This is a genomic window from Luteimonas granuli (assembly GCF_007795095.1).
GTDB lineage: Bacteria > Pseudomonadota > Gammaproteobacteria > Xanthomonadales > Xanthomonadaceae > Luteimonas > Luteimonas granuli.
On record NZ_CP042218.1, the window covers coordinates 322,271 to 345,788 of the forward strand.

Below are 23,518 nucleotides of genomic sequence, written 5' to 3' on the forward strand. Positions count from 1 at the left end.
CCCGGGAAGCCGATGAGCGCCACCACCCTCCCCGTCCACAGCACTCGGGATCAGCGCGACGCGCGTGCCGACCGCTGGTTCCGATACGCCCTCGGGGCCACCGTCGCCTTCGTGCTGCTGGCGCTGGCCGGCGCCGCGCTGTCGATGCTCTGGGGCGGACGCGAGGCCCTGCAGTCGCAGGGCCTCGCGTTCTTCCTGTCGGCCGAGTGGAACCCGGTCGAGAACCGCTACGGCGCGCTGGCGCCGATCTACGGCACGGTGGTCACCGCGCTCATCGCCATGCTGCTGGCGGTGCCCGTGAGCTTCGGCATCGCCGTCTTCCTGACCGAGGTCGCGCCGCGCTGGATGCGCGGCCCTGTGAGCGCAGCGATCGAACTGCTGGCCGGCATTCCCTCGATCATCTACGGCATGTGGGGGCTGTTCGTGCTGGTACCGGTGATGACCGCGCACGTCACGCCATGGCTCAACGACAACCTGGGCACCCTCCCCGGCCTCGGCATCCTGTTCCAGGGGCCGCCCCTGGGGATCGGCGTGCTCACCGCCGGCCTGGTGCTGGCGATCATGGTGGTGCCCTTCATCACGTCGGTGATGCGCGAGGTGTTCCTCACCGTGCCGACACGGTTGAAGGAATCGGCCTATGCACTGGGCTCGACGAAGTGGGAGGTGTGCTGGGACATCGTCCTGCCCTACACCCGCTCGGCGGTGATCGGCGGCATCTTCCTCGGCCTCGGACGCGCGCTGGGGGAGACCATGGCGGTGGCCTTCGTGGTCGGGAACAGCGTGCGCCTGACGCCCTCGCTGCTCGAGCCCGGCACCACCATCGCCGCGTTGATCGCCAACGACTTCGGCGAAGCCACCGAGACCTATCGTTCGGCGCTCCTGCTGCTCGGCTTCGTGCTGTTCATCGTCACCTTCGTGGTGCTGTCGCTGGCACGTCTGATGCTGGCGCGCCTCGCGCGCAGGGAGGGCAACTGATGGCGATCACCAGGGCCTCCGACGCCGACCGCGCCGCGGACGGCCTGTACCTGCGCCGCCGCCTCACCAACCTGGTGGCGCTGTCGCTGTCATGCGTCGCCGCGGTGATCGGGCTGCTGTTCCTGGCCTGGATCCTGTGGACCCTGGTGTCCAAGGGCATCACCGGCATCGACTGGCAGCTGTTCACCCGCGACACGCCGCCGCCGATGGCCGAGGGCGGACTGCGCAACGCGCTGTTCGGCTCGGCCGTGATCTGCGGAATGGCGATCCTGATCGGTGCGCCGCTGGGCGTCGCCGCCGGCACCTGGCTGGCCGAGTACGGCGCCAACGGCCGCATCGCGACGGTGGTGCGCTTCGTCAACGACATCCTGCTGTCGGCGCCTTCTATCGTGCTGGGCCTGTTCGTCTATACCCTGCTGGTGATGAACACCGGCGGCAGCTTCTCCGCCTTCTCGGGCTCGGTCGCCCTGGCCTTCATCGTGCTGCCGGTGGTGTTGCGCACCACCGACGAGATGCTGCGCCTGGTGCCGGCGCAGATGCGCGAGGCCGCGCTGTCGCTGGGGGTGCCGCAGTGGAAGGTGATCGTGCAGGTGCTGTACCGCAGCGCCTCGGCCGGCATCGTCACCGGCATCCTTCTCTCGCTGGCGCGCATCAGCGGCGAGACCGCACCGCTGCTGTTCACCGCCTTCGGCAACCTGTACTGGAACAGCAACATCATGCAGCCCATGGCCAGCGTGCCGGTGGTGATGTACCAGTTCGCCGGCAGCCCGTACCAGACCTGGCAGGACCTGGCCTGGGCCGGCGCCCTCGTGCTCACCACGTTCGTCCTCCTGATCAGCCTCGGCGCGCGCGCACTGCTGCTGCGCACACGCGTCACCCATGACTGACCCGACCATGTCCCTCCGGAACCCGCCGATGAACCACCCCGCCCCCACCGCCCAGGGACGCGTCACGCTGTCCACGGCGACGCCGCGCCGGGCCACCGAGGCCGCGGCACCGGTGAAACTGTCCGTGCGCGGCCTGGACTTCCACTACGGCAGGTTCCACGCCATCAAGGGCGTGGCCATGGAGATTCCCGAGAAGCGCGTGACCGCGCTGATCGGTCCGTCCGGCTGCGGCAAGTCCACGCTGCTGCGCGTCTTCAACCGCATCTACGCGCTCTATCCGGGCCAGGTCGCCAGCGGCACCATCCTCCTCGACGGCGAGGACATCCTCTCGCCGAAGTATCCGATGAACCGCCTGCGCAGCAAGATCGGCATGGTGTTCCAGAAGCCGGTGCCGTTCCCGATGACCATCTACGAGAACATCGCCTACGCGATCCGCCACCACGAGAAGCTGTCGAAGGCGGAGATGGATGCGCGCGTGGAGTCGGCGCTGCGCCAGGGCGCGCTCTGGGACGAGGTCAAGGACAAGCTCGGGCAGAGCGCGCTGGGCCTGTCCGGCGGCCAGCAGCAGCGCCTGTGCATCGCCCGCGCGGTGGCGTTGAAGCCGGAAGTGCTGCTGCTCGACGAGCCGACATCGGCGCTGGACCCGATCTCGACCAGCCGCATCGAGCAACTGATCGAGGAGCTCAAGCGCGACTACACCATCGTGATCGTCACCCACAACATGCAGCAGGCGGCGCGCGTCTCCGACTACACCGCGTTCATGTACCTTGGCGACCTGATCGAGCACGATACGACCGAGACCATCTTCTCCAACCCCTCGAAGCAGCAGACCGAGGACTACATCACCGGACGGTTCGGATGAACAACCAGCCCAACGATCACATTGTCCGCAGCCACGACGAGGAGCGGCAGCGCCTCATCGGCGAGATCCTGCGCATGGGCGAGCTCGCCGTCGCGCAGCTGGAGGCCGCGCTCGACGTGGTCGAGCGCCGGGACGACCGCGCGGCGGGCCACATCGTCGCCAACGACGAGGCGATCGACCAGCTCGAGCAGGAGGTCAGCCACGACGTCATGAAGCTGTCGCTGCGCGGGCCGCTCGCGCGCGACCTGCGCGAGATCCTCGCCGCGCTGCGCATCGTGTCCGACATCGAGCGCATCGGCGACTACGCCGCCAACATCGCCAAGCGCTCGATCGCGCTCAACCAGGCCCCGGCGCTGCCGGTGGCCGGCGGCCTGCGGCACGTCGGCACCCTGGCCGTGCGCCAGGTGCGGGACGTGCTCGAGGCCTACCGCAACCACGACTCCGAAGCCGCCCAGCAGGTGCGCGACCGCGATGCCGCCCTCGACGCCGAGTACACGCGGCTGTTCCGCGAACTCCTGACCTACATGATGGAGGACGCGCGCGCGATCACCGGCTGTACCCACCTCCTGTTCATGGCCAAGAACCTCGAGCGCATCGGCGACCACGCCACCAACATCGCCGAGAACATCTGGTTCATGGTTCGCGGCGAGGACAACCTGCCGCCGCGCGAGAAGGCCGACGAGACCAACACCCAGGCCTGAGCGCGCCGGCCCCTGAATGCGCTTGGCCGGGCCGCTCCAGGACAGCCCGGCTGCTGCATACTGGCGCTCCCGCGGCCCGCGCCGCATTCGAGGAGAGTGCCAGCATGTCGAAGTCTCCCAGCAAACCCGTCGCCCTCGCCGTGGCCACCGCCCTGGGCAGCCTGGCGCTGTCGGGCTCCGCATTCTCGATGGCCCCGCTCGCCGGCGGCTACATGCTGGCCGCGCAGGACGCCGGCATGGCGCAGGCGGCCGATCCGGCCAGGTCGGGCGAGGGCCGCTGCGGCATGTCGCGCGCCGACACCGATGGCGACGGCCGCATCTCCGCCGAGGAGTTCGCCGCGGCGCATCCGGAGAAGGATCCCTCGTACTTCGCAGGCATGGACACCAACGGCGACGGCTTCGTCGACGGGGATGAACACGAGGCCCACCACGCGGCGAACAGGTCCGACGACGGCGCGAAGGCCGACAAGTCCGACCAGGAAGGCAAGTGCGGCGAAGGCAAGTGCGGTGGCTCCGGCGCCTGCGGCGGCGCCGTCTGAGCCAGCGGTGATCCGGGTGCGCGGCCCCGTGCCGCGCGCCCGCCAGGCATGGGAATCCCACTGCACCCGCGCGCCGTCGGCCTCGGCCTGCGCCGCGCCCTGCTCCCCGCGCTGCGCGCGGCACCGCCGGGAAGCTTCGACTTCCTCGAGGCCGCCCCGGAGAACTGGATCGGCGTCGGCGGCGCGCCGGGCGAGGCCTTCGGCGAGCTCGCCTCCCGCCATCCGCTGGTCTGCCACGGCCTGTCCCTGTCCCTCGGCGGCCCCGCGCCCCTGGACGAGACCTTCCTGCACGCGCTGCGCAGGTTCCTCGACGGGCACCGGGCGGCGGTCTACAGCGAACACCTGAGCGCCTGTGGCGACAGCCTCGGACAGCTTTACGACCTGATGCCCCTGCCGTTCTGCGAGGAGGCCGTCCGCCACGTCGCGGCACGGATCGAGCGCGCACAGGATGTCCTCGGGCGACGCATCGCGGTGGAGAACATCTCCTACTACGCGGAGATTCCGGTGCCGCCTGGCGCGACGCCGCTGACCGAGCTCGAGTTCGTGAACGCGGTGCTCGCCGAGGCCGACTGCGACCTGCTGCTGGACGTCAACAACATCGTGGTCAACGCCACCAACCATGGTTACGACGCCGGGGCCTTCCTGCGCGGCCTGCCGGGCGCGCGCATCGCGTACATCCACGTCGCGGGGCACCGGGACGAGGCGCCGGGCCTGAAGATCGACACCCATGGTGCGGCGGTGGCCGACCCTGTGTGGGCACTGCTCGCGGAGGCGTACGCGCTGTTCGGCCCGCGACCGACGCTGCTGGAGCGCGACTTCTGACTTTCCGCCCTTCGAGACGCTGCTGGGCGAACTCGACGCCGTGCGCGGCCACCTCGCCGCGGCGCCCGCGCACCGGAGCGCGGCGTGAGCGCCGGACCGGGAGCCGGCGACGCGACGGCGGACGACGCGTTGCGCGCAAGCCAGGATGACTTCGCGGCCCATATCCGCGACCCGGAGCGGCATCCGGCGCCCGCCGGCATCGATCCGCGCCGGATGCAGGTCTACCGCGACCTGTTCTTCAACAACGTGTCCCGCCTGCTTGCGGGCAACTTCCCGGTCATCCGGCGCGTCTACGGCTCGCGCTGGCCGGCGCTGGTACGCGACTTCTATCGCGGGCACGGCTGCCGCACGCCGCTGTTCCCCGAACTGCCGCGCGAGTTCCTGCGCTGGCTGGAGGACAGCGGCGGGCGCGAACCCTGGCTGCCCGAACTTGCGCATTACGAATGGGTCGAACTCGCGCTGCAGGTCAGCGAGGCGCGCGCCGACGATGTGCCGCACGATCGCCTCGACGTACCCCGCATGGATGTGGCCGCGGCGCTGCTCGCCGGCCGCCCGCTGCTGTCGCCGCTGGCGTGGCCGCTGGCCTATGCCTGGCCGGTGCACCGCATCGGTCCCGACTTCCTGCCCGAAGAGCCACCAGCCTCGCCGACCCTGGTCCTGCTGCACAGGGGCGCGGACGGCGGCGTGCGGTTCCATGCCCCGAATCCGCTGGCCTGGCGACTGCTCCAGCGTCTGGACGAAGCTCCTTCGCTCAGCGGCCGCGCCCAGCTCGAAGCGCTTGCGGACGAGGCTGGAGCCGCTCCGGACGATGCCTTCATCGCCCGGGGCCTGGACATGCTGCGGAACTGGCATCGCGACGGGATCGTGCCCGGCGTGCGACGCTGAGCGTCCGCCACATGGCGGCGCAGGCCCGCGCGGCGCACTCGGATAGACTAGCCCCGGTGACCATCCAGCCCGCGCCCGTACCCCCCCCGGCGGCCCCCGCCTTCACGCCGATGTCGGCCCGCTTCCGCGGCTACCTTCCCGTGGTGGTAGACGTGGAGACCGGCGGTTTCGACTGGAACCGGCATGCCCTACTGGAAATCGCGGTCCTGCCCATCGACCTCGACGCCGACGGCCGCTACGTGCCCGGCGAAGGCGCCAGCGCCCACCTGGTTCCGGCCCCCGGCACCGAAATCGACCCCAAGTCGCTGCAGATCACCGGCATCGATCTCGGCCATCCTTTCCGCTTCGCGAAGCCCGAGCGCGAGGCGCTGGAGCACGTGTTCGCCGCCGTCCGCGTCGCGGTGCGAAAACATGGCTGCCAGCGCGCGATCCTGGTCGGGCACAACGCGCACTTCGACCTGAACTTCCTCAACGCCGCCGTGGCGCGCAGCGGGCACAAGCGCAATCCCTTCCATCCCTTCAGCGTGTTCGACACGGTGACCATGGCCGGCCTGGCCTATGGGCAGACGGTGCTGGCGCGAGCCGTGCAGGCGGCGGGACTGGAGTGGAACAGCGACGACGCGCATTCGGCCGTCTACGACACCGAACGTACCGCGCAGCTGTTCTGCACGATCGCCAACGCCTGGGGACGGTTCGCGACGCCTCCGGCCTAGAGGCGCTGGCGCACGGCTTCGAACAGGCACACGCCGGCGGCGACCGAGACGTTCAGACTCTCGACGCCCGCCTCGGCCGCGCCCGGCATCGGCAGTGCCACCAACTGATCGCAGTGCTCGCGCGTCAGCCGGCGCAGGCCCTCGCCCTCGCCGCCCAGCACCAGGGCGACGTTGCCGCGCAGATCGATGCCGTACAGCGACGCGCCCGCGTCGCCGGCCAGGCCATAGATCCACACACCGAGCTTCTGCAGCTCGCGCAGCGTGCGCGAGAGGTTGGTCACCCGCACCACCGCGATGCTGTCCGCGGCACCGGCCGAGGTCTTGCGCACGGTGGCATTGACCTGCACCGCCTTGTCCTTCGGGATCACCACCGCGGTCACGCCGGCGGCGGCGGCGCTGCGCAGGCAGGCGCCAAGGTTGTGCGGGTCCTGCACGCCGTCGAGCACCAGCAGCAGGGCGCGGCCCTCAGCGGCCTCGATCAGGCCCGCCAGGTCGTCTTCGTCGTGCGTCTTGGCCGCGGCGTAGCGGGCGACGGCGCCCTGGTGGCGCAGGCCTCCGGCGACGCCGTCCAGCGCCTGCTGCGTGACCCGGCGCACATCGATGCCGCGGCGCCTCGCCTCCTCTTCGATCGACGCCAGCCGCGGGTTCTTCGCACCGGCCTCGACCAGCACCTCGCGGACGTTGTCGGCGTCATGCTCGACGGCGGACGCGACGGCGTTGATGCCGACGATCCACTGGTTCTGCTTGCTGGACATGGTTCCCCGTCAGTATTTCCGCTTGGCGCGCTTGGCCGGCTGCCCGCGCGGCGCGGGCGGCTTCGGCTCCCCGGCGCGGCGCAGGCCTTCCTCCACCAGCCTGAAGTCGATCTTGAGCTCTTCCACGCTGGCCTTCAGCACCACGATGCGCACCCGGTCGCCCAGCCGGTACTCGCGCTCGGAGCGCTGGCCGGTAAGTGTCTTGCGGATGGGATCGAAATGATAGAAGTCGTTGGGCAGCTGGGTCACGTGCACCAGGCCGTTGACCTTGGATTCGTCGAGCTCGACGAACAGGCCGAAACTGGTCACGCCGCTGACCACGCCGTCGAACTCGCGTCCGACGTGTTCTTCCATCCAGGCCGCACGGTAGCGCTCGTCGACCTCGCGCTGGGCCTCGTCGGCGCGGCGCGAACGCTCCGAGCACTGCAGCGACAGCGCCGCCATTTCGTGCGCGGTATAGGTGTACTTCGCCACGTGTCCGCCAGCCAGCGCATGCTTGATCGCGCGGTGCACCAGGAGGTCGGCGTAGCGGCGGATCGGCGAGGTGAAGTGCGCGTAGGCCTCCAGCGCCAGACCGAAGTGGCCGATGTTGTCCGGGGCGTACACCGCCAGCGACTGGCTGCGCAGCAGCACCGACTCGAGCAGCGCGGCGTCGGGGCGGTCGCGCACGGTCTCCAGCAGCTTGCGGAAATCCTTCGGCTGCACCTTCGCCCAGGGCGGAAGGCGCAGCTGGAACTCCTTCAGGAACTCCAGCAGGTCCGCGTACTTGCCCTCCGGCGGGCGGTCGTGGTCGCGGAACGGCGCCGGGATGCCGGTCTCCAGCAGGGCGTGCGCGGCGGCCACGTTGGCCGCGATCATGCATTCCTCGATCAGCTTGTGGGCGTCGTTGCGCTGGATCATGCCCGCCTGGGTGACCTCGCCCTGCGGGCCGAGCACGAAGCGCACCTCGCTGGTCTCGAAATCGATCGCGCCGCGCGCCTGGCGCGCCTTCTCGAACACCTTGTAGAGCTGGTGCAGGCGGCGCACCTGCTCGATCTGCGGGCCGATGAACGCGTGCGCGGCTTCACGGTCGGCGTCGGGGATGCCATCGCCCACGGCGTTCCAGACCTGGGTATAGGTCAGGCGCGCGTGCGAGTTCATCACCGCTTCGTGGAACGCGTAGGACACCAGCTGTCCGCGACGGTCGATCTGCATGTCGCAGGCGAAGCAGAGGCGGTCGACCCTGGGCTTCAGCGAGCAGATGCCGTTGGAGAGCGTCTCCGGCAGCATCGGCACCACGAAGCCGGGGAAATAGACCGAGGTCGCGCGCTTCTGCGACTCCCCGTCCAGCGGCTCGCCCGGGCGCACGTAGTGCGAGACGTCGGCGATCGCCACGATGAGGCGGAAGCCGTCGCGATTGGGTTCGCAGTACACCGCGTCATCGAAGTCCTTGGCGTCCTCGCCGTCGATGGTCACCAGCGGCAGCTTCCGCAGGTCGAGGCGGCGGTCGGCGGTGGCGGAGTCGACGTCCACCGGCACCTCGGCGGCGGCGTCGAGCACCTCGGTCGGGAATTCATGCGGGATGTCGTAGCCGTGGATCGCGGCCTCGACCGCGATCGACGCGGTCAATCTGTCGCCCAGCACCGCGAGCACGCGGCCGATCGGCGGCCGATGGCTGTCGGGCGGGGTCACGATCTCGCAGACCACCAGCTGGCCGTCGCGCGCATCCAGGCGCTCGTCGGTCGGGACCTGCACGTTGCGCTGGATGCGGCGGTCGTCGGGCACCACGTAGCTGATGCCGTGCTCGAGCGCGAAGCGCCCGATCAGGCGGGTGACCCGGCGCTCCAGCACCTCGACGATCACGCCCTCGCGGCGGCCGCGGCGGTCGACCCCGGTGACGCTGCCGAGCACGCGGTCGCCGTGCATGACCTTGCGCATCTCGAACGGCGGCAGGAACAGGTCGTCGCCGACGCCGCTCTCGGGGCGCAGGAAGCCGAAGCCTTCCGGATTGGCGATCACCGTGCCGGGAATCAGGTCCGCGCGCGCCGCGGGCACGAAGCCGCGGCGGCGGTTCTTCAACACCTGGCCGTCGCGCAGCATCGCCGCCAGGCGCTTGTCGAGCGCCGCGGCGCGGTCGGGATCGGTCAGGCCGAGGATCTGCTGCAGGGCCTCGGCGTCCATCGGGCCGTCGGCGTCGGACAGCGCCTGCAGGATCGCCTCGCGGCTGGCAATGGGGTTCTCGTAGCGGCTGGCTTCGCGCTGGGCCTGGGGATCGTCGAAGCCGCGGCGACCGCCCTTGCCCCGTTCCGGTGCCGGGGCGGGCGGCGCGGCTTCCGCGGTGCGCGGCTTCATGGCGCGAAGCAGGCCCGGGTCGGGCATCCACCCAGGTTGCGGGGCGGGCTTTGCCCTGGCCTTGCCGGCCGTGGCCGGGGCTCCCTTGCCAGGCGGCCCGGAGGCACGCTTCGCCTTCTCCGCAGGTGCGGAGCTCTTGCCGCGGCCGCTGCCGCGCTTCCCGGTGGTTTTCGTCATCCGGCGATTGTACGCGCGCGCCGTGGATGGTCCGTGGGCGGCAGCCATCCAGGGCGGAAGCGCCTGCCGCGCGACGCGGACCGTTGACAGAACCGACGCCGCAACGCACCATACGCGCCCACCTGCCCAGGTGGCGGAATTGGTAGACGCACTAGTTTCAGGTACTAGCGGGTAAAACCGTGGAGGTTCGAGTCCTCTCCTGGGCACCAAGGCACACGGCTCCGGCCACCGGAGACCACGAAAACCCGCGCATCAGCGCGGGTTTTCTGTTTTCCGCGCGACGAACGGCAGGGCGTTGTGCGCGTGCGTGGCCGCGATGGCGGCATGCCCGACCGCGACGGAGATCTGGTTGAGCCCGCTGACCACGTCGCCGATGGCGTAGAGCCCGTCCAGTCGCGTCTTCTGGTCACCATCGACGATGATCTCGCCCTCGGGCGTGAGCGCGGCCCCCGCGCGCGCGGCGATGCCGGCGTTGGTGTCGTGGCCCAGGTAGACATACACCGCGTCGAGCACGACGCTGGCCCCGTCGGGCGCGACGTACCGGCAGCGCCGGCCGTCGAACTCGAGCCGGCCGCCGCCGGATTGCCACTCCACCCCGGCGGCGCGCGCCTCCGCGCCGGCGGCACCGCCATCGTCGGCATCCAGCGGCAGCGCGTGGACGGCGGGCGAGTACGCGCGCAGGTACTTCGCGTGCGCACCGATCGCATCGCCCGGCCCGTGCACGCCGATCACCTGGTCGCTGGCCTCGTAGGCGTCGCAGACCGCACACAGGCGCAGCGCACCGCAGGCCACGGCCTCCGGCACCCAGGAAGCATCGGGCAGGCGGTCGCGGAGCCCGGTGGCGAGGATCACCTTCCGCGCGCGCCAGGTGCGTGCGTCGGCACCGACCTCGAAGCCCTCGTCGCAGGGAACGATCCGGTCCACGCTGGCGTCCTCGATGCGGGCATCCACCGAGAACGCCTGCTCGCGCATGCGGCGCAGCAGTTCGGCGCCCGAGACTCCATGCGGAAACCCGGGGCAGTTGTTGCTTTCCGGAATCCACCGCGCGCGGCTGTCACCGGCGTCCAGTACCAGGCAGCTGCGATGGAAGCGGCGCAGGTAGCTGGCCGCGGTCAGTCCCGCCGGCCCGCCGCCGACGACGATCACGTCGATGAGGGCCGACATGCCGTCCGCCTTCAGTCGCCATCTTCGGCGGGTTCCGGCGCGCTCTTGCGCTGCGTGCCGCCCTCGTGCAGCGGCATGGGATTCTTGCGCGTGGGCGACCATGCGTTGCGGTCGCCGGTGCCGTGCGGATAGGGGCGGTCCTCGCGGCCGGGTCGTTCATCCCGGGAGCGTTCTCGATCGGGCATGGCGGCGGTCTCCTGTTCCGTGCCGGACATGCATCCACCCTGCGCCGCGACGGTGCAAGGAGGCGTGATCGCGCGGCGGCGGTGGGACCGCGCCAGGCCGAGGATGCGGTCACGCGACCGCAACGTCCGCGGCGCTAAGACATTCCCTCCGCCACATGCCGAGAGCCGCCATGAGCCGCGACCGCAAGGATCTGCCCGAAGATCCGGACAAGCCCCGCCACGAAGAGACGCCGGGCGAGCGCCGGGAGCGCAAGCACAGGGAGAGCGAGAACCAGGACGAGGCGCTGGAGGAGACCTTCCCGGCCAGCGATCCCACCTCCCCGTTCGTGCCCGCCAAGGCGCCGGACTGAGCCATGGCCGGACGCGTCGTCCCGGCCCTGCTGATCGTGGACATGATCGGGCTGTTCGACTTTCCGACCGCCGACCGCATCGCACCCGCCGCCGTCCGCGCCGCGCGCAGCATCCACGTCCTGCGCAAGCGCTTCCGTGAGCGTGGCTGGCCGGTGATCTACGCCAACGACAACTTCGCGCGATGGAAGTCGGACTTCCGCGAGCTCGTCGCCATGGCCGCGGCCACTGAAGGGGCAGCGCGCGAGATCGCTGCACGACTCGAGCCCGGGCCCGAGGACCACTACCTGCTGAAGCCCAAGCACTCCGCCTTCCTCGCCACTGCACTGCCCGTGCTGCTGGCGAAGCTGGGCGTGCGCCGCCTGCTGGTCACGGGCATGGCGCTGGAAAGCTGCGTGCTCGCCACCGCCATCGACGCCAATGCGCGCGAGTTCGAAGTGGCGGTGGCGCGCGAGGCGGTGGCCGGGCAGCCGGCGCTGCGGCAGAGCACCTTCAGGGTCCTGGAAGGATCGAAGGCGGCGCGGCTGGTCTCCGCCAGCGCCGCGGAGGCCTGGTGCGGAAGGCCGGCGGCGGCCGACGCCTGAGCGCGGCACCCCGGTAGAATCGGCGGTTCCGCTTCCGCGAACGCCTTCATGAACGACCCCGTCCGACCCGCCTTCCACGGCTTCGAACAGATCCCCCTGCGCGAGTACGCCGAGCGCGCCTACCTCGACTACTCGATGTACGTGGTGCTCGACCGTGCCCTGCCCTTCATCGGCGACGGACTGAAGCCGGTGCAGCGGCGGATCATCTACGCGATGAGCGAGCTGGGGCTGAACGCGGCCTCCAAGCCCAAGAAGTCCGCGCGCACCGTCGGCGACGTGATCGGCAAGTTCCATCCGCACGGCGACAGCGCCTGCTACGAGGCCCTGGTGTTGATGGCCCAGCCCTTCAGCTACCGCTACCCGCTGATCGAAGGCCAGGGCAACTTCGGCTCTCCCGACGACCCGAAGTCATTCGCGGCCATGCGCTACACGGAGTCGAAGCTGACGCCGATCGCCGAAGTCCTGCTCGGCGAACTCGCCCACGGCACGGTGGACTGGGCGCCGAACTTCGACGGCACGCTCGAGGAACCGACCTGGCTCCCGGCGCGCCTGCCGCACCTGCTTCTCAACGGCACCACGGGCATCGCCGTGGGCATGGCCACGGACGTGCCGCCGCACAACCTCAACGAGGTGGTCAGCGCCTGCGTGCGCCTGCTGGACGATCCCGACGCCACCGTGGCCGACCTCTGCGAGCACATCCGCGGCCCGGACTACCCCACCGAAGCCGAGATCATCACCCCGGCGGCCGACCTGCGCGCCATGTACGAGAGCGGCCACGGCAGCGTGCGTGCGCGCGCCACCTTCGTGAAGGAGGGCCAGAACATCGTGGTCACCGCGCTGCCCTACCAGGTCAGCCCGGGCAAGGTGATCGAGCAGATCGCGGCGCAGATGCGGGCGAAGAAGCTGCCCTGGCTGGAGGACATCCGCGACGAGTCCGACCACGCCAACCCGGTCCGCGTGGTGCTGATCCCGCGCTCGAACCGGATCGACGCCGGACAGCTCATGGGCCACCTGTTCGCGACCACCGACCTGGAGAAGAGCTACCGGGTCAATCTCAACATCATCGGCCGCGACGGCCGGCCGCAGGTCAAGGACCTGCGCACCCTGCTGCAGGAGTGGCTGTCGTTCCGGGCCGACACGGTCACCCGCCGCCTGCAGCACCGGCTGGACAAGGTCGAGCGCCGGCTGCACCTGCTGGAAGGCCTGCTGGTCGCGTTCCTCAACCTGGACGAGGTGATCCGCATCATCCGCACCGAGGACGAGCCGCGCGCGGTCCTGCAGGCGCGCTTCGCGCTCAGCGACGAGCAGGTCGACTACATCCTCGAGACCCGCCTGCGCCAGCTGGCGCGCCTGGAGGAGATGAAGATCCGTGGCGAGCAGGACGAACTCGACCGCGAACGCGACCAGCTCATCGCCACCCTCGGCAGCAGGGCGAAACTGCGCAAGCTGATCAAGGACGAGCTGCTGGCCGATGCGAAGAAATTCGGCGACGCCCGCCGCTCGCCCCTGGTCGCGCGCGGCGCGGCGCAGGCGCTGGCGGAGACCGACCTGGTGGCCAGCGAACCGGTCACCGTCGTGCTGAGCCAGAAGGGATGGGTGCGGGCGGCCAAGGGCCACGACGTCGACGCCTCGACCCTGTCCTATCGCGAGGGCGACGCGCTGCTGGCCTCGGTGCGCGGCCGCAGCACCCACCAGGTCGCCTTCCTCGACTCGACCGGCCGCGCCTACTCCACGCTCACCCACGGCCTGCCCTCGGCGCGCGGCAACGGCGATCCGCTTACCGGGCGCTTCTCGCCGGCGCCCGGCGCCACCTTCGTGGCCATGGCCACCGGCGAGGCCGACGCGCGCTTCGTGCTGGCCTCGTCGGCCGGCTACGGCTTCGTCACTCGCTTCGAGAACCTGATCGGACGCCAGAAGGCCGGCAAGGCCATGATCAGCCTGCCCGAGGGCGCGCGCGTGCTCCAGCCGGCGCCGGTCGCCAGCGTCGAGGGCGACCGCATCGTGGCCGCGACCAGCGCCGGCCACCTGCTCGCCTTCCCGCTGTCGGAGTTGCCGGAGCTGGACCGTGGCAAGGGCAACAAGATCATCGAGATCCCGAAGGCCAAGCGCGGCACCGAGCGCGTAGTGTCCGTGGCTGCGGTGCCCGAGGGTGGCAGCCTGCTGGTCCATTCGGGCGCGCGCACCATGACCCTGTCCTGGCGCGACCTCGAGGCCTGGCTCGGCGCGCGCGGCAGCCGCGGTGGCCTGCTGCCGCGCGGCTGGCAGAAGGTCGACGCGCTTTCGGTGGAATGATGGAGCCCGGCTTCTGGCACGAGCGCTGGCGCGAGGGCCGCATCGGCTTCCACCAGGCATCGGTCACGCCGCAGCTCGAGCGTCACTGGGACGCGCTGGGGCTGCCGGCCGGCAGCACCGTGTTCGTGCCGCTGTGCGGCAAGAGCCTGGACATGCGCTGGCTGGCGGACCGCGGCCACCGGGTGCTCGGCGTCGAGCTGTCCGACATCGCCGTCCGCGACTTCTTCGCCGGGCAGGGGCTGGTGCCTTCCCTGCAGGAAACGGTGTTCGGCGTGCATCATGCGGCCGGCCCGTTCGAGATCATCGTGGGCGACGCCTTCGCGCTCGACCGCGAGACTCTGGCGGACTGTGCCGGCGTCTTCGACCGGGCCGCGCTGATCGCGCTGCCACCCGACATGCGACGTCGCTATGCCGCCACCACCTGGGCCGCGCTGCCCGGGGGCTGCCGGGGATTGCTCGTGACACTGGAGTATCCGCAGACGGAGAAGGCCGGGCCGCCGTTCGCGGTCGAGGCGGCGGAGGTCGAGGCGCTGTTCGGCGGAGACTGGTCGCCCGTCCTGCTCGAGCGCGCCGACATCCTTCCCGCAGAGCCGCGCTTCATCGACGCCGGCGTCAGTTCGCTGACGACCTCGGTCTGGCGGCTGGAGCGGCACCCCCGGCCCTGACAGCCGGCGCGGAACCCCGGACGCACTGGAATCCGGCCGTCGCGGGGACCGCATTACAATGCGGCGGGGCTTCGGGGGAAACACCATGCTTCGCTGGACCTTGCGGATCGCGCTGCTGTCGGCGGCACTTGCCGTATTCGTGCTGCTGGCCGCCTGGTGCGCGCTGCGCGGGAGCCTGCCGCAGATCGACGGCGAAGCCGCGCTGGCGGGGCTCTCGGCACCGGTCTCCGTATCGCGCGACGCGCTGGGCGTGGTGACGGTCGAGGCCGCCGGAGAAACCGACGCGATGCGCGCGCTGGGCTACGTGCACGCGCAGGAACGCTTTTTCGAGATGGACCTGATGCGGCGGTCCCCGGCCGGCGAACTGTCCGCACTGTTCGGTCCGATGGCGCTCGACGCCGACCGCGCGCACCGCGTGCACCGCATGCGTGCCCGGGCCCGGACGGCGGTCGACGCCGCCTCCGTCGCGGAGCGCGAACTGCTCGCCGCCTATGCGGAAGGCGTCAACGCCGGGCTGGGCGCGCTGCGCGCGCGGCCCTGGGCCTACCTGCTTCTCCGCGCCAGGCCGGAGCCGTGGCGCGCCGAGGATTCGGTGCTGGTCGGGTACGCCATGTACTTCGACCTGCACGACGCGGCCAACGCCCGCGAGCTGGCCCTGTGGAAGATCCGGCCGCACCTGCCCCAATCGCTGTACGCGCTGGTGACGCACCCCGGTTCGGCCTGGGATTCGCCGCTCGTGGGTCCGGCGCTCGGCGATGCGGTGCTGCCCGCGCCGGAGATCCTGGACCTGCGGGCGCTTGCCGCGGCGGGCGACGGGGGCGCCGATCGCCGCTCCGGCCCGACGCCGGTCGAAGCCCTCGAGCCGGCCGCGCCGGGCAGCAACAACTTCGCCGTCGCCGGCAGCCTGACCGCGCACGGTGCGGCGATCGTCGCCGACGACATGCACCTCGGCCTGCGCGCGCCCGGCATCTGGTTCCGGGCACGGCTATCCTATTCCGATCCGCGCGCGCCCGGCGGCCGCATCGATGTCTCCGGCTTCACCCTGCCCGGCCTTCCGGCGGTGATCGTCGGCAGCAACGGCCACGTCGCCTGGGGCTTCACCAACAGCTATGGCGACTACCTGGACTGGGCGCTGGAGCGGCCATGCGCCGTGCGCGGCATCGCCGCGCAGCGGGTCGCAGCCATCGAGCCCCTGGCACCGGCCGGGAAGGCCGCGAACGCCGGAAATCCCGACGACTGCGTCGAACTGGCGGCCCATCGGGAACTGATCGGGGTCGCGGGCGCCGACCCGGTCGAGTTCGTGGTCGAGGAATCCGCCTGGGGGCCGGTGATGCACGAAGCGGACGGCGGCCGCGTGCTGAGCCTGCGCTGGACCGCGCACCTGCCCGGTGCGATCAACCTGGGCCTGCTGTCGCTGTCCCGGGCGGCGGACGTGGAACAGGCGCTGGTGCTCGCCCGGGACATCGCGCTGCCCAGCCAGAACCTGGTGATCGGCGACAGCGGCGGGCGCATCGCGTGGCGCGTGCTGGGCCCGATCCCGCAGCGCGGCGCCTCCTGCGAAGCGCTCGCCCCGGTCGCCACCACGGGCAACGCCGCCTGCGCGCCCTGGGGAATGAGCACGCGCATCGGCCCGACCCTGGCATCGCCCACCGCCGACCGCATCTGGACCGCCAATTCGCGGGTGGTGGATGGCGCGGCGCTCGCCACGATCGGCGACGGTGGCTACGTCAACGGCGCCCGGGGCGCGCAGATCCGCGACGCGCTGCGGGCGGTCGAACGCTTCGACGAGTCCGCCCTGCTCGCCATCCAGCTCGACGACCGGGCCCTGTTCCTGCAGCGCTGGCACGACCTGCTCGGCGAACGCGCCCGGGTCCAGGGAACGCCCGCCCTGACCGCGCTGGCGGAGGCCGGCGCGGACTGGGACGGTCGCGCCTCCATCAACTCCACCGGCTACCGGCTGGTGCGCGCATGGCGACTGGCCGTGAACGAGCGGATCGCCAAGGGCCTGCTGGCACCGGCGCGCGACGCCCTGGGCGAGGAGTTCACGATGCCGGCGCTGCCGCAGCTCGAGGGCGTGGCATGGCCCCTGGTCACGCAGCGTCCCGGGCACCTGTTGCCGGCTGCCCACGCCAGCTGGGACGCGCTGTTCGAGGATGCCGCGGTCCAGGTGCGTGACGGACTCGCAGCGCTGGGTCCGCTCGCCGAACGCAGCTGGGGCGAGGCCAACATCGCGCGTATCTGCCATCCGCTGTCCGCCGCCCTCCCGGGGCGGCTGCGCCGGCACCTCTGCATGCCGGCGGATCCGCTGCCGGGCGATGTCCACATGCCGCGGGTCCAGGCGCCGTCGATGGGCGCGTCGCAGCGGATGGTGGTGGCACCCGGCCGCGAGGCCGATGGCATCATCCACCAGCCCGGCGGCCAGAGCGGCCATCCCCTGTCACCGTTCTGGGGCGCGGGGCACGCGGACTGGGTGCAGGGTCGTCCTTCGCCGTTCCTGCCCGGAGCGGCGGCGCACTCGCTGGTGCTCGCGCCGCGCTGAGCGGCATCATCACCCATTCAGGCCATCCCGGCAGACTGGCCGCACACGCTCTCCGGATCGAGGAAACACGCCCATGGCAATCTTCCGCAGCTCCCGCCTGTCGTTCCTGGTGCTCGGCTTCGCGCTCGCATCGGTCGCCGCGACCTCCAGCGCGCAGACAGTCGGTTACAACACCCGTACCGGCGACGTCTGGGTCGATACACGCCTGGTCGAGATCAACGATTACGGCCGGCGCCACCGGGATCCGTTCATCGACGAGATGCATGGCCACTACGGCGCGCCGCGCCCGCTGCTGGTGGAACTGCTCGACCGCCGCGGCTGGGCGCCCGGCGACGTGTACTTCGCCTGCGCGATGGCGCACGCCCTCGGAATCCCCTGCCTCGACGTGGTCCGCGAATACGACCGCGCCCCGGGCCAGGGCTGGGGCGCGGTCGCGAAGCGGCTCGGCATCAAGCCCGGCTCCGACGCCTTCCACGCACTCAAGCGGGGCCAGGTCGATACCTACGGGCGCTGGGGACACACGGTGGTGATCGATCGCCCGGTCCGCGTCGACTGGTCCACGAGCGGGCCCCGTCGGGGCAAGGCAGGCGAGGGCAAGGCCGGCAAGGGCCCGCAGCGCGACAGTGCCGGCTCAGGCCCCGGCTACCAGGGCAAGCGCGGCGATGCCGGCAAGGCCGCCGGCCAAGGCGACAAGGGCAACGGCGGTCGCGGGAACAAGGGCAAGGATCGCGGCAACAACGGTCGCGGCGGCTGATGCACGCATTGGCCATGCGGCCCCGGCCGCATGCCCGGATCCTGCCGCGCGCCGACCGGATTCAGCGCGCGAGCAGGCGCTCCACGAGCGCGAAGTAGAGTCCCGGCAGCGCCTCGAGGTCCGCGACCGACACGTGTTCGTCGACCTGGTGGATGCTGGCGTTGACCGGTCCCAGTTCGATGCACTGCGTCCCCAGGGGCGCGATGAAGCGGGCATCGGACGTACCACCACCCGTGCTTTCCTCGGGAATCACGCCCAGCGTCCGCGCCACGGCCTCCCTGACGGTCGCGCGCAGTGGCCCCTCGGGCGTGAAAAAGGGTTCCCCGCTGCGATGCCAACGCAGGTCGAAGTCGAGACCGTGGCGCGCCAGCAGGCCCTCGATCTCCGACTCCAGCCGCGACGCGGTCCAGTGCGGGTTGAAGCGCAGGTTGAAGTCCACCCGCAGCTCGCCGGGGATGACGTTGCCGGCACCGGTGCCGGCGGCGACGTTGCTGACCTGCAGGCTGGTGGGCGGGAAGGTTTCGTAGCCCTCGTCCCAGCGCCGCGCCACCAGCTCCGCCAGCGCCGGCAGCGCCCGGTGCACCGGGTTGCGCGCCTTCTCGGGATAGGCAACGTGTCCCTGCACGCCGCGCACCGTGAGCGCCGCCGACAGCGAGCCCCGACGTCCGACCCGGACCAGGTCGCCCAGGCGGCGCGTCGACGAGGGCTCGCCGGTGATGCACCAGTCGATGCGCTGGCCGCGGCGGCGGAACTCCTCGGCCACGCGGCGCACGCCGTCGATGGCGTCGCCCTCTTCGTCGGAGGTCAGCAGCAGCGCCACCGTCCCCGGATGGTCCGGATGCGCGGCCACGAAGCGCTCGAGCGCGACCACGAAGGCCGCGACGCTGCCCTTCATGTCGGCCGCGCCGCGCCCGTACAGCATCCCGCCGCGCTCTTCGGGCACGAAGGGATCACTGGACCAGGCTTCGCGCGGTCCCGGCGGCACGACGTCGGTGTGCCCGAGCAGCAGCAGCACCGGCCCGCCCTCGCCGTGGGTGGCGAGCAGGTTGTCGACCGCGCCGAAGCGCAGCGACTCGCAGGTGAAGCCGGCGCGCAGCAACCGGCCGGCCAGCAGCGCCTGGCAGCCGGCGTCGTCCGGCGTGATCGAGGGCCGCGCGATCAGCGCACACGCCAGTGCCAGCACCTCGCTCATCCGTCGATCCCGAAGCGCTTCTTGAAACCGTTGTCGCTGAAGCCCTGGGTCACGGCACCGTCGTCGGTGACCACCACCGGCCGCCTGAGCAGCTGCGGGTACTCGCGCAGCAGCAGCTTCCACTCCGCGTCCGAGCCCGCGGCCTTGCGGTGGGCGGGCAGCTCGCGCCAGGTCGTCGAAGACCGGTTGACCATCGCCTCGAAGCCGCCCAGCTTGCCGGCCCAGTCCACCAGCGTTTCCGGCGACGGCTTCTCGTCCCGGTAGTCGACGAAGACGTGCCCGACGCCGAAGCGGTCCAGCCACTTCCGCGCCTTCCTGCAGGTGTCGCAGTTCTTCAGCCCGTAGAGCGTCGTCATGCCTGCCTCCCCCGGATCACTGCGCGTGGCCGCGCAGCAGCTCGTTGACCGAGGTCTTGGCGCGCGTGCGCGCATCGACCTGCTTGACGATCACCGCGCAGTACAGCGAATGCGAGCCGTCGGCCGCGGGCAGCGAACCGGCGACCACGACGCTGCCCGGGGGCACCACGCCATAGCCCACCTCGCCGGTCATGCGGTTGTAGATGCGCGTCGACTGGCCCAGGAACACGCCCATGCCGATCACGCTGTGGTGGCCGACGATGACGCCCTCCACCACCTCCGAGCGCGCGCCGATGAAGCAGTGGTCCTCGATGATCGTCGGCGCCGCCTGCAGCGGCTCCAGCACGCCGCCGATGCCGGCGCCGCCGGAGATGTGGCAATGCTTGCCGACCTGGGCGCAGGAACCGACCGTGGCCCAGGTGTCGACCATGGTGCCGGCGCCGATGTACGCGCCGATGTTGACGAAGGACGGCATCAGCACCACGTCGCGGCCGATGTAGCTGCCGCTGCGCGCGATAGCGCCCGGCAGCACGCGCGCGCCGAGCTTGCGGAACGCGGCCTCGTCGAAGTCGGCGAAGCGCATCGGGATCTTGTCCCAGTACGGCGCCGGGTACTGCTCGCCGGCCTCCATTTCCTGCACGCGGAAATAGAGCAGCACGGCCTTCTTCAACCATTCGTTCACGGTCCAGCCACCGTGGCCGTCAGGTTCCGCGACCCGCAGGCGGCCTTCCTCCAGGCCTTCGATCACGCGTTCGACCATGGGACGCGTGGAGCCCTCAAGCTCCTCAGGGGTCAGCGTCGAGCGCCGTTCCCAGGCGCTGTCGATCATCACCGCGAGATCCTGGTCGGGGCCGCGGGGCGTGGCGGGGACGACGGCTTTCCGGGGCGAGCCAAGGACGCCCGGCGCGGGAACCGTCGGCACAGTCGCCGCGGGCGCCCCCGCTCCGGAGCGCGCGATCTTCTTCGCCGCGGCCTTCTTTATCGGGATCTTCTTCGCCGCGCTGCCTGCGCCTGCTTTCGCCGGCGCGGCCTTCTTGGCGACCGCCTTCTTCGCGACTGCCTTCTTCGCGACTGCCTTCGTCGTGGCGGCCTTCGTCGTGGCGGCCTTCGTCGTGGCGGCCTTCTTCGCGACCGCCTTCTTTGCCGCTGGTTTCCTTGTGCTCATCTGCGGGGTTCTCCATCGATCCGTGCCAGCAAGGCCGCGCGCAGGCGTGCGCATGCGGCCTCGTCCAGCGGCTGTTTGTCCTGTCCGGTGACCCGGAACACGTCCTCGGCACGGGCGCCGAAGGTCGCGATGCGGGCATCGTGCACCCGCAGGCCTTCGCTGCGCAGCACGTGCGCGACGTCGGCCAGCAACCCGGGCCGGTCGGTGCAGACCAGGCTCAGCACGGTGGCGCTGTGGTCGGCGCTGGTCGCGAACTCGACCTCCGGGACGATCCTGAAATGGCGCAGATGCCGCGGCTGCGTGCGCATCGCGGGGCGGACGTCATCGATCGGCCCGGCAAGCACCGCGCCCAGCTTGCGCGCCACCGCCTTCGGATCGCAGTCGCCGCGGGCGTCATCGGGCAGCACCTGGAAACTGTCGAACACCGTGTTGCCCGGCCCGTCGAGCGCGCGCGCCTGCTGGATCGCCAGGCCCAGCCGGTCGAGCGTCACCACGATCGCCGCGAACAGCCCGTCGCGGTCGGGGCCGTGCACGAAGACCTCCATCGCCGGGCTGCCGGGGGCCACCAGCCGCGCCCGGACCACCGCCTGCGAACCTGCCTCGCCACTCTCGTGCAGCGCCAGCGCCTGCCAGGCGATCTGCTCGGCGCGCGCGCGCAGGAAGCTGGCCGTCGGGAAGCGATCGAGCAGCGCCACCGCCCTGGCGGCGTCGATGCCATGCCCCGCCAGAAGCGCCAGCGCCGTGCCGCGGGCCTCGGCAATACGCTCGGCGGCGGCCACCGGATTTTCCAGGCCGCGGCGCAGGGCAAGGCGCGTGGCGCTGCGCAGGTCGGCCAGCAACCGGTCCTTCCACGCGTTCCAGAGCTTGGGCGAGGTGCCCGCGATGTCGGCGCAGGTCAGGAGGTACAGATAGTCCAGGCGGTCGCGGTCGGCGACCTCGGTGGCGAAGCGGTGGATCACCGCAGGGTCGGCGATGTCCTGCTTCTGCGCGGTCACCGACATCAGCAGGTGGCGCAGCACCAGCCATTCGACCAGGGCCGTGTCGGCCTCGCCCAGTCCGTGTGCCGCGCAGAACGTGCGCGCGTCCACCGCGCCGAGCTCGGAATGGTCGCCGCCGCGCCCCTTGGCGATGTCGTGGAACAGCCCGGCCAACAGCAGCAGCTCGGGCTTGCGCAGCGTGGGATACACCTCATGCGCCTGGGAAAAGCGCTCGTCGGGCTCACCCGTCGCGAACGCCGCCAGGTTGCGCAGCACGGCCAGCGTGTGCTGGTCCACGGTGTAGACGTGGAACAGATCGAACTGCATCCGCCCCGACACCTGCGCGAAGGCCGGGATCCAGCGTCCCAGCACGCCGAGCCGCGCCATGCGTTCGAGGGTGCGTACCGGCACCGGCCCGCGCAGCAGTTCGAGGAAGCCGGCGCGCTGCTCCGGCGGCGCCGCCGTGTACGCGGGCAGCCCATCCAGCGCCTCGGCCAGCGCGCGCGCGGTGTGTGTATGCAGGCCGCGCAGCTCGCCCAGCCGCGCCCAGGCCGCGAACAGCGCGAACACTTCGCCGATGTCGCCGTGCGGCCAATCGTTGTCGCTGGCGGCGAGGTAGCCGCGACGCAGTTCGAAGCGCTCGTCCACCGGCTCCGGCACCGCGGCGCCATCGAAATGCTCCTCGAAGCGCTGCTGCAGGCGGTCGCCGATCCGGCGCACCACCGCGGCGCTGCGGTAGAAGCCCTGCATCATCTGCTCGACGCCGAGAGTGCGCTCGTCGTCGGCGAAGCCCAGGCGCGCGGCCAGGGCCTTCTGGTGGTCGAATCGCAGGCGGTCCTCGCCGCGGCCCGCCACCAGGTGCAGGCCGTAGCGCAGCCGCCCCAGCGCGCGGCGCTCGCGGTCCAGCGCCGCGGCCTCGTCGGCGCCGACGTGGCCCAGCGCGACCAGCGGCCCGAGCTCGTGGGTGCCGAAGGCGCGACGCGCCATCCAGCCCAGCACCTGGAGGTCGCGCAGCCCCCCGGGACCTTCCTTCAGGTTCGGTTCGAGGTTGTCCGAAGTGTCGCCGAAGCGCGCGTGCCGGCGCTCCTTCTCTCCGGCCTTGGCGATGAAGAAGTCGCGCGCCGGCCAGGCGCGGTCGGGCGCGATCGCACGCGCCAGCGCCAGCGGCGCGTCGTCGTCGGCCACGATCGGCCGCGCCTCCAGCAGCGCGGTCATCACGGTGAGGTCGGCCGCTGCCCCGCTGCACTGTGCGAGCGTCCGTACCGAATGGCTGGCCGGCAGGCCGCAGTCCCACAGCAGCGCGAACAGCCGTGACAGCGCCGCGCCGGCGGTGGCATCGGGCTCTTCCTCCGCCAGCACCAGCAGGTCGATGTCTGAATGCGGGAACAGTTCGCCGCGGCCGTAGCCGCCGACCGCGAACAGCGTCAGGCCGCGGGACGCCGGCACGCAGCGCGTCCACGCCGCGGCCACGATCCCGTCGACTGCGCGCGCGCGCTCGGCCGCCAGGCGGGTGGCATCGGCACCCTGGTCGAAACGCGCGGCCAGGGCTGCGTCCGCAGCGGCCAGCGCCTCGCGCCGCGCCTGCGCCCAGGCCGCGTCGCCGCCGTCGTCCCTGCGGCCAGGCGCGTCGGTGGGCGCGGCCGCGTCCAC

21 protein-coding genes, 1 tRNA gene and 1 pseudogene are annotated in these 23,518 nt (G+C 71.4%); 15 read left to right on the forward strand and 8 right to left on the reverse strand.

The window, feature by feature from the left end:
- Window positions 1-12 precede the first annotated feature (12 nt).
- The 8 genes and pseudogenes from pstC (at window position 13) to rnt (ending at window position 6,384) form a co-directional block, all read left to right on the forward strand.
- Complete coding sequence (pstC, locus tag FPZ22_RS01470) at window positions 13-975, forward strand: phosphate ABC transporter permease subunit PstC (protein WP_144889614.1); 963 nt, start codon at window positions 13-15, stop codon at window positions 973-975.
- The gene (pstA, locus tag FPZ22_RS01475; protein ID WP_144889616.1) at window positions 975-1,862 is read left to right on the forward strand and encodes a phosphate ABC transporter permease PstA; all 888 of its coding nucleotides are present in this window, start codon (window positions 975-977) and stop codon (window positions 1,860-1,862) included. Before pstC ends, pstA begins: the two co-directional genes overlap by 1 nt.
- A 28-nt stretch (window positions 1,863-1,890) precedes the next feature.
- Window positions 1,891-2,724 (forward strand): phosphate ABC transporter ATP-binding protein PstB, encoded by an 834-nt coding sequence (pstB, locus tag FPZ22_RS01480; RefSeq protein ID WP_144889618.1) that lies wholly within the window; start codon window positions 1,891-1,893, stop codon window positions 2,722-2,724.
- Complete coding sequence (gene phoU / locus FPZ22_RS01485; protein WP_144889620.1) at window positions 2,721-3,425, forward strand: phosphate signaling complex protein PhoU; 705 nt, start codon at window positions 2,721-2,723, stop codon at window positions 3,423-3,425. The genes pstB and phoU overlap by 4 nt, the downstream gene beginning before the upstream one ends.
- Window positions 3,426-3,529: 104 nt before the next feature.
- The gene (locus FPZ22_RS01490) at window positions 3,530-3,964 is read left to right on the forward strand and encodes a hypothetical protein (RefSeq protein ID WP_144889621.1); all 435 of its coding nucleotides are present in this window, start codon (window positions 3,530-3,532) and stop codon (window positions 3,962-3,964) included.
- Window positions 3,965-4,012: 48 nt separating this feature from the next.
- Window positions 4,013-4,874, forward strand: a pseudogene (locus FPZ22_RS01495) (HvfB family MNIO-type RiPP peptide maturase).
- Window positions 4,871-5,671, forward strand: coding sequence for an HvfC family RiPP maturation protein (locus FPZ22_RS01500; protein WP_210412686.1), 801 nt, complete (start codon window positions 4,871-4,873; stop codon window positions 5,669-5,671). Before FPZ22_RS01495 ends, FPZ22_RS01500 begins: the two are co-directional and overlap by 4 nt.
- A gap of 110 nt (window positions 5,672-5,781) precedes the next feature.
- Window positions 5,782-6,384: a ribonuclease T gene (rnt, locus tag FPZ22_RS01505; RefSeq protein ID WP_246120967.1), complete on the forward strand. Its 603-nt coding sequence runs from the start codon at window positions 5,782-5,784 to the stop codon at window positions 6,382-6,384.
- On the opposite strand, the gene rlmB is transcribed toward rnt, so the two are convergent.
- Window positions 6,381-7,139, reverse strand: a complete 759-nt coding sequence (rlmB, locus tag FPZ22_RS01510) for a 23S rRNA (guanosine(2251)-2'-O)-methyltransferase RlmB (RefSeq protein ID WP_144889625.1) — start codon at window positions 7,137-7,139, stop codon at window positions 6,381-6,383. The genes rnt and rlmB overlap by 4 nt on opposite strands.
- A 9-nt stretch (window positions 7,140-7,148) precedes the next feature.
- Window positions 7,149-9,647 (reverse strand): ribonuclease R, encoded by a 2,499-nt coding sequence (gene rnr, locus FPZ22_RS01515; RefSeq protein WP_144889627.1) that lies wholly within the window; start codon window positions 9,645-9,647, stop codon window positions 7,149-7,151.
- A gap of 124 nt (window positions 9,648-9,771) precedes the next feature.
- Here rnr and FPZ22_RS01520 point away from each other — a divergent pair.
- Window positions 9,772-9,856 (forward strand) — tRNA-Leu (locus tag FPZ22_RS01520).
- Between the two features lie 43 nt (window positions 9,857-9,899).
- Here FPZ22_RS01520 and FPZ22_RS01525 read toward each other — a convergent pair.
- Together FPZ22_RS01525 and FPZ22_RS13505 are read right to left on the reverse strand one after the other, a co-directional pair.
- Entirely contained in the window at window positions 9,900-10,811 is a 912-nt protein-coding gene (locus FPZ22_RS01525) for an NAD(P)/FAD-dependent oxidoreductase (protein ID WP_144889629.1), read from the reverse strand.
- A gap of 11 nt (window positions 10,812-10,822) precedes the next feature.
- Entirely contained in the window at window positions 10,823-10,996 is a 174-nt protein-coding gene (locus FPZ22_RS13505) for a hypothetical protein (RefSeq protein ID WP_168198895.1), read from the reverse strand.
- A 170-nt stretch (window positions 10,997-11,166) separates the two neighbouring features.
- Here FPZ22_RS13505 and FPZ22_RS01530 point away from each other — a divergent pair, with 170 nt between their 5' ends.
- From FPZ22_RS01530 to FPZ22_RS01555, 6 genes are all read left to right on the forward strand, one after another.
- Complete coding sequence (locus FPZ22_RS01530; protein WP_144889631.1) at window positions 11,167-11,346, forward strand: hypothetical protein; 180 nt, start codon at window positions 11,167-11,169, stop codon at window positions 11,344-11,346.
- 3 nt (window positions 11,347-11,349) lie between these two features.
- Window positions 11,350-11,928 carry a cysteine hydrolase family protein gene (locus FPZ22_RS01535; RefSeq protein WP_144889633.1) on the forward strand — a complete coding sequence of 193 codons (579 nt, stop codon included), beginning with the start codon at window positions 11,350-11,352 and terminating at the stop codon, window positions 11,926-11,928.
- A 48-nt stretch (window positions 11,929-11,976) separates the two neighbouring features.
- Window positions 11,977-14,220: a DNA topoisomerase IV subunit A gene (gene parC, locus FPZ22_RS01540; RefSeq protein WP_144889635.1), complete on the forward strand. Its 2,244-nt coding sequence runs from the start codon at window positions 11,977-11,979 to the stop codon at window positions 14,218-14,220.
- Window positions 14,220-14,885 (forward strand): thiopurine S-methyltransferase, encoded by a 666-nt coding sequence (locus tag FPZ22_RS01545; protein ID WP_144893826.1) that lies wholly within the window; start codon window positions 14,220-14,222, stop codon window positions 14,883-14,885. The genes parC and FPZ22_RS01545 overlap by 1 nt, the downstream gene beginning before the upstream one ends.
- Window positions 14,886-14,970: 85 nt before the next feature.
- Complete coding sequence (locus FPZ22_RS01550; RefSeq protein WP_210412687.1) at window positions 14,971-17,424, forward strand: penicillin acylase family protein; 2,454 nt, start codon at window positions 14,971-14,973, stop codon at window positions 17,422-17,424.
- Between the two features lie 73 nt (window positions 17,425-17,497).
- A complete protein-coding gene (locus FPZ22_RS01555; RefSeq protein ID WP_144889637.1) occupies window positions 17,498-18,178 on the forward strand; it encodes a hypothetical protein in 681 nt (226 codons plus the stop codon).
- 61 nt (window positions 18,179-18,239) lie between these two features.
- On the opposite strand, the gene dapE is transcribed toward FPZ22_RS01555, so the two are convergent.
- Genes dapE through glnD form a run of 4 tightly spaced genes read right to left on the reverse strand, consistent with a single transcriptional unit; the run spans window position 18,240 to window position 23,518 of the window.
- On the reverse strand, window positions 18,240-19,370 hold the full coding sequence (dapE, locus tag FPZ22_RS01560; protein ID WP_144889639.1) for a succinyl-diaminopimelate desuccinylase: 1,131 nt from the start codon (window positions 19,368-19,370) through the stop codon (window positions 18,240-18,242).
- Window positions 19,367-19,726 carry a Spx/MgsR family RNA polymerase-binding regulatory protein gene (locus FPZ22_RS01565; protein ID WP_144889641.1) on the reverse strand — a complete coding sequence of 120 codons (360 nt, stop codon included), beginning with the start codon at window positions 19,724-19,726 and terminating at the stop codon, window positions 19,367-19,369. Before FPZ22_RS01565 ends, dapE begins: the two co-directional genes overlap by 4 nt.
- Before the next feature lie 16 nt (window positions 19,727-19,742).
- Window positions 19,743-20,891: a 2,3,4,5-tetrahydropyridine-2,6-dicarboxylate N-succinyltransferase gene (gene dapD / locus FPZ22_RS01570; protein ID WP_144889643.1), complete on the reverse strand. Its 1,149-nt coding sequence runs from the start codon at window positions 20,889-20,891 to the stop codon at window positions 19,743-19,745.
- Entirely contained in the window at window positions 20,888-23,518 is a 2,631-nt protein-coding gene (gene glnD / locus FPZ22_RS01575) for a [protein-PII] uridylyltransferase (RefSeq protein WP_144889644.1), read from the reverse strand. The genes dapD and glnD overlap by 4 nt, the downstream gene beginning before the upstream one ends.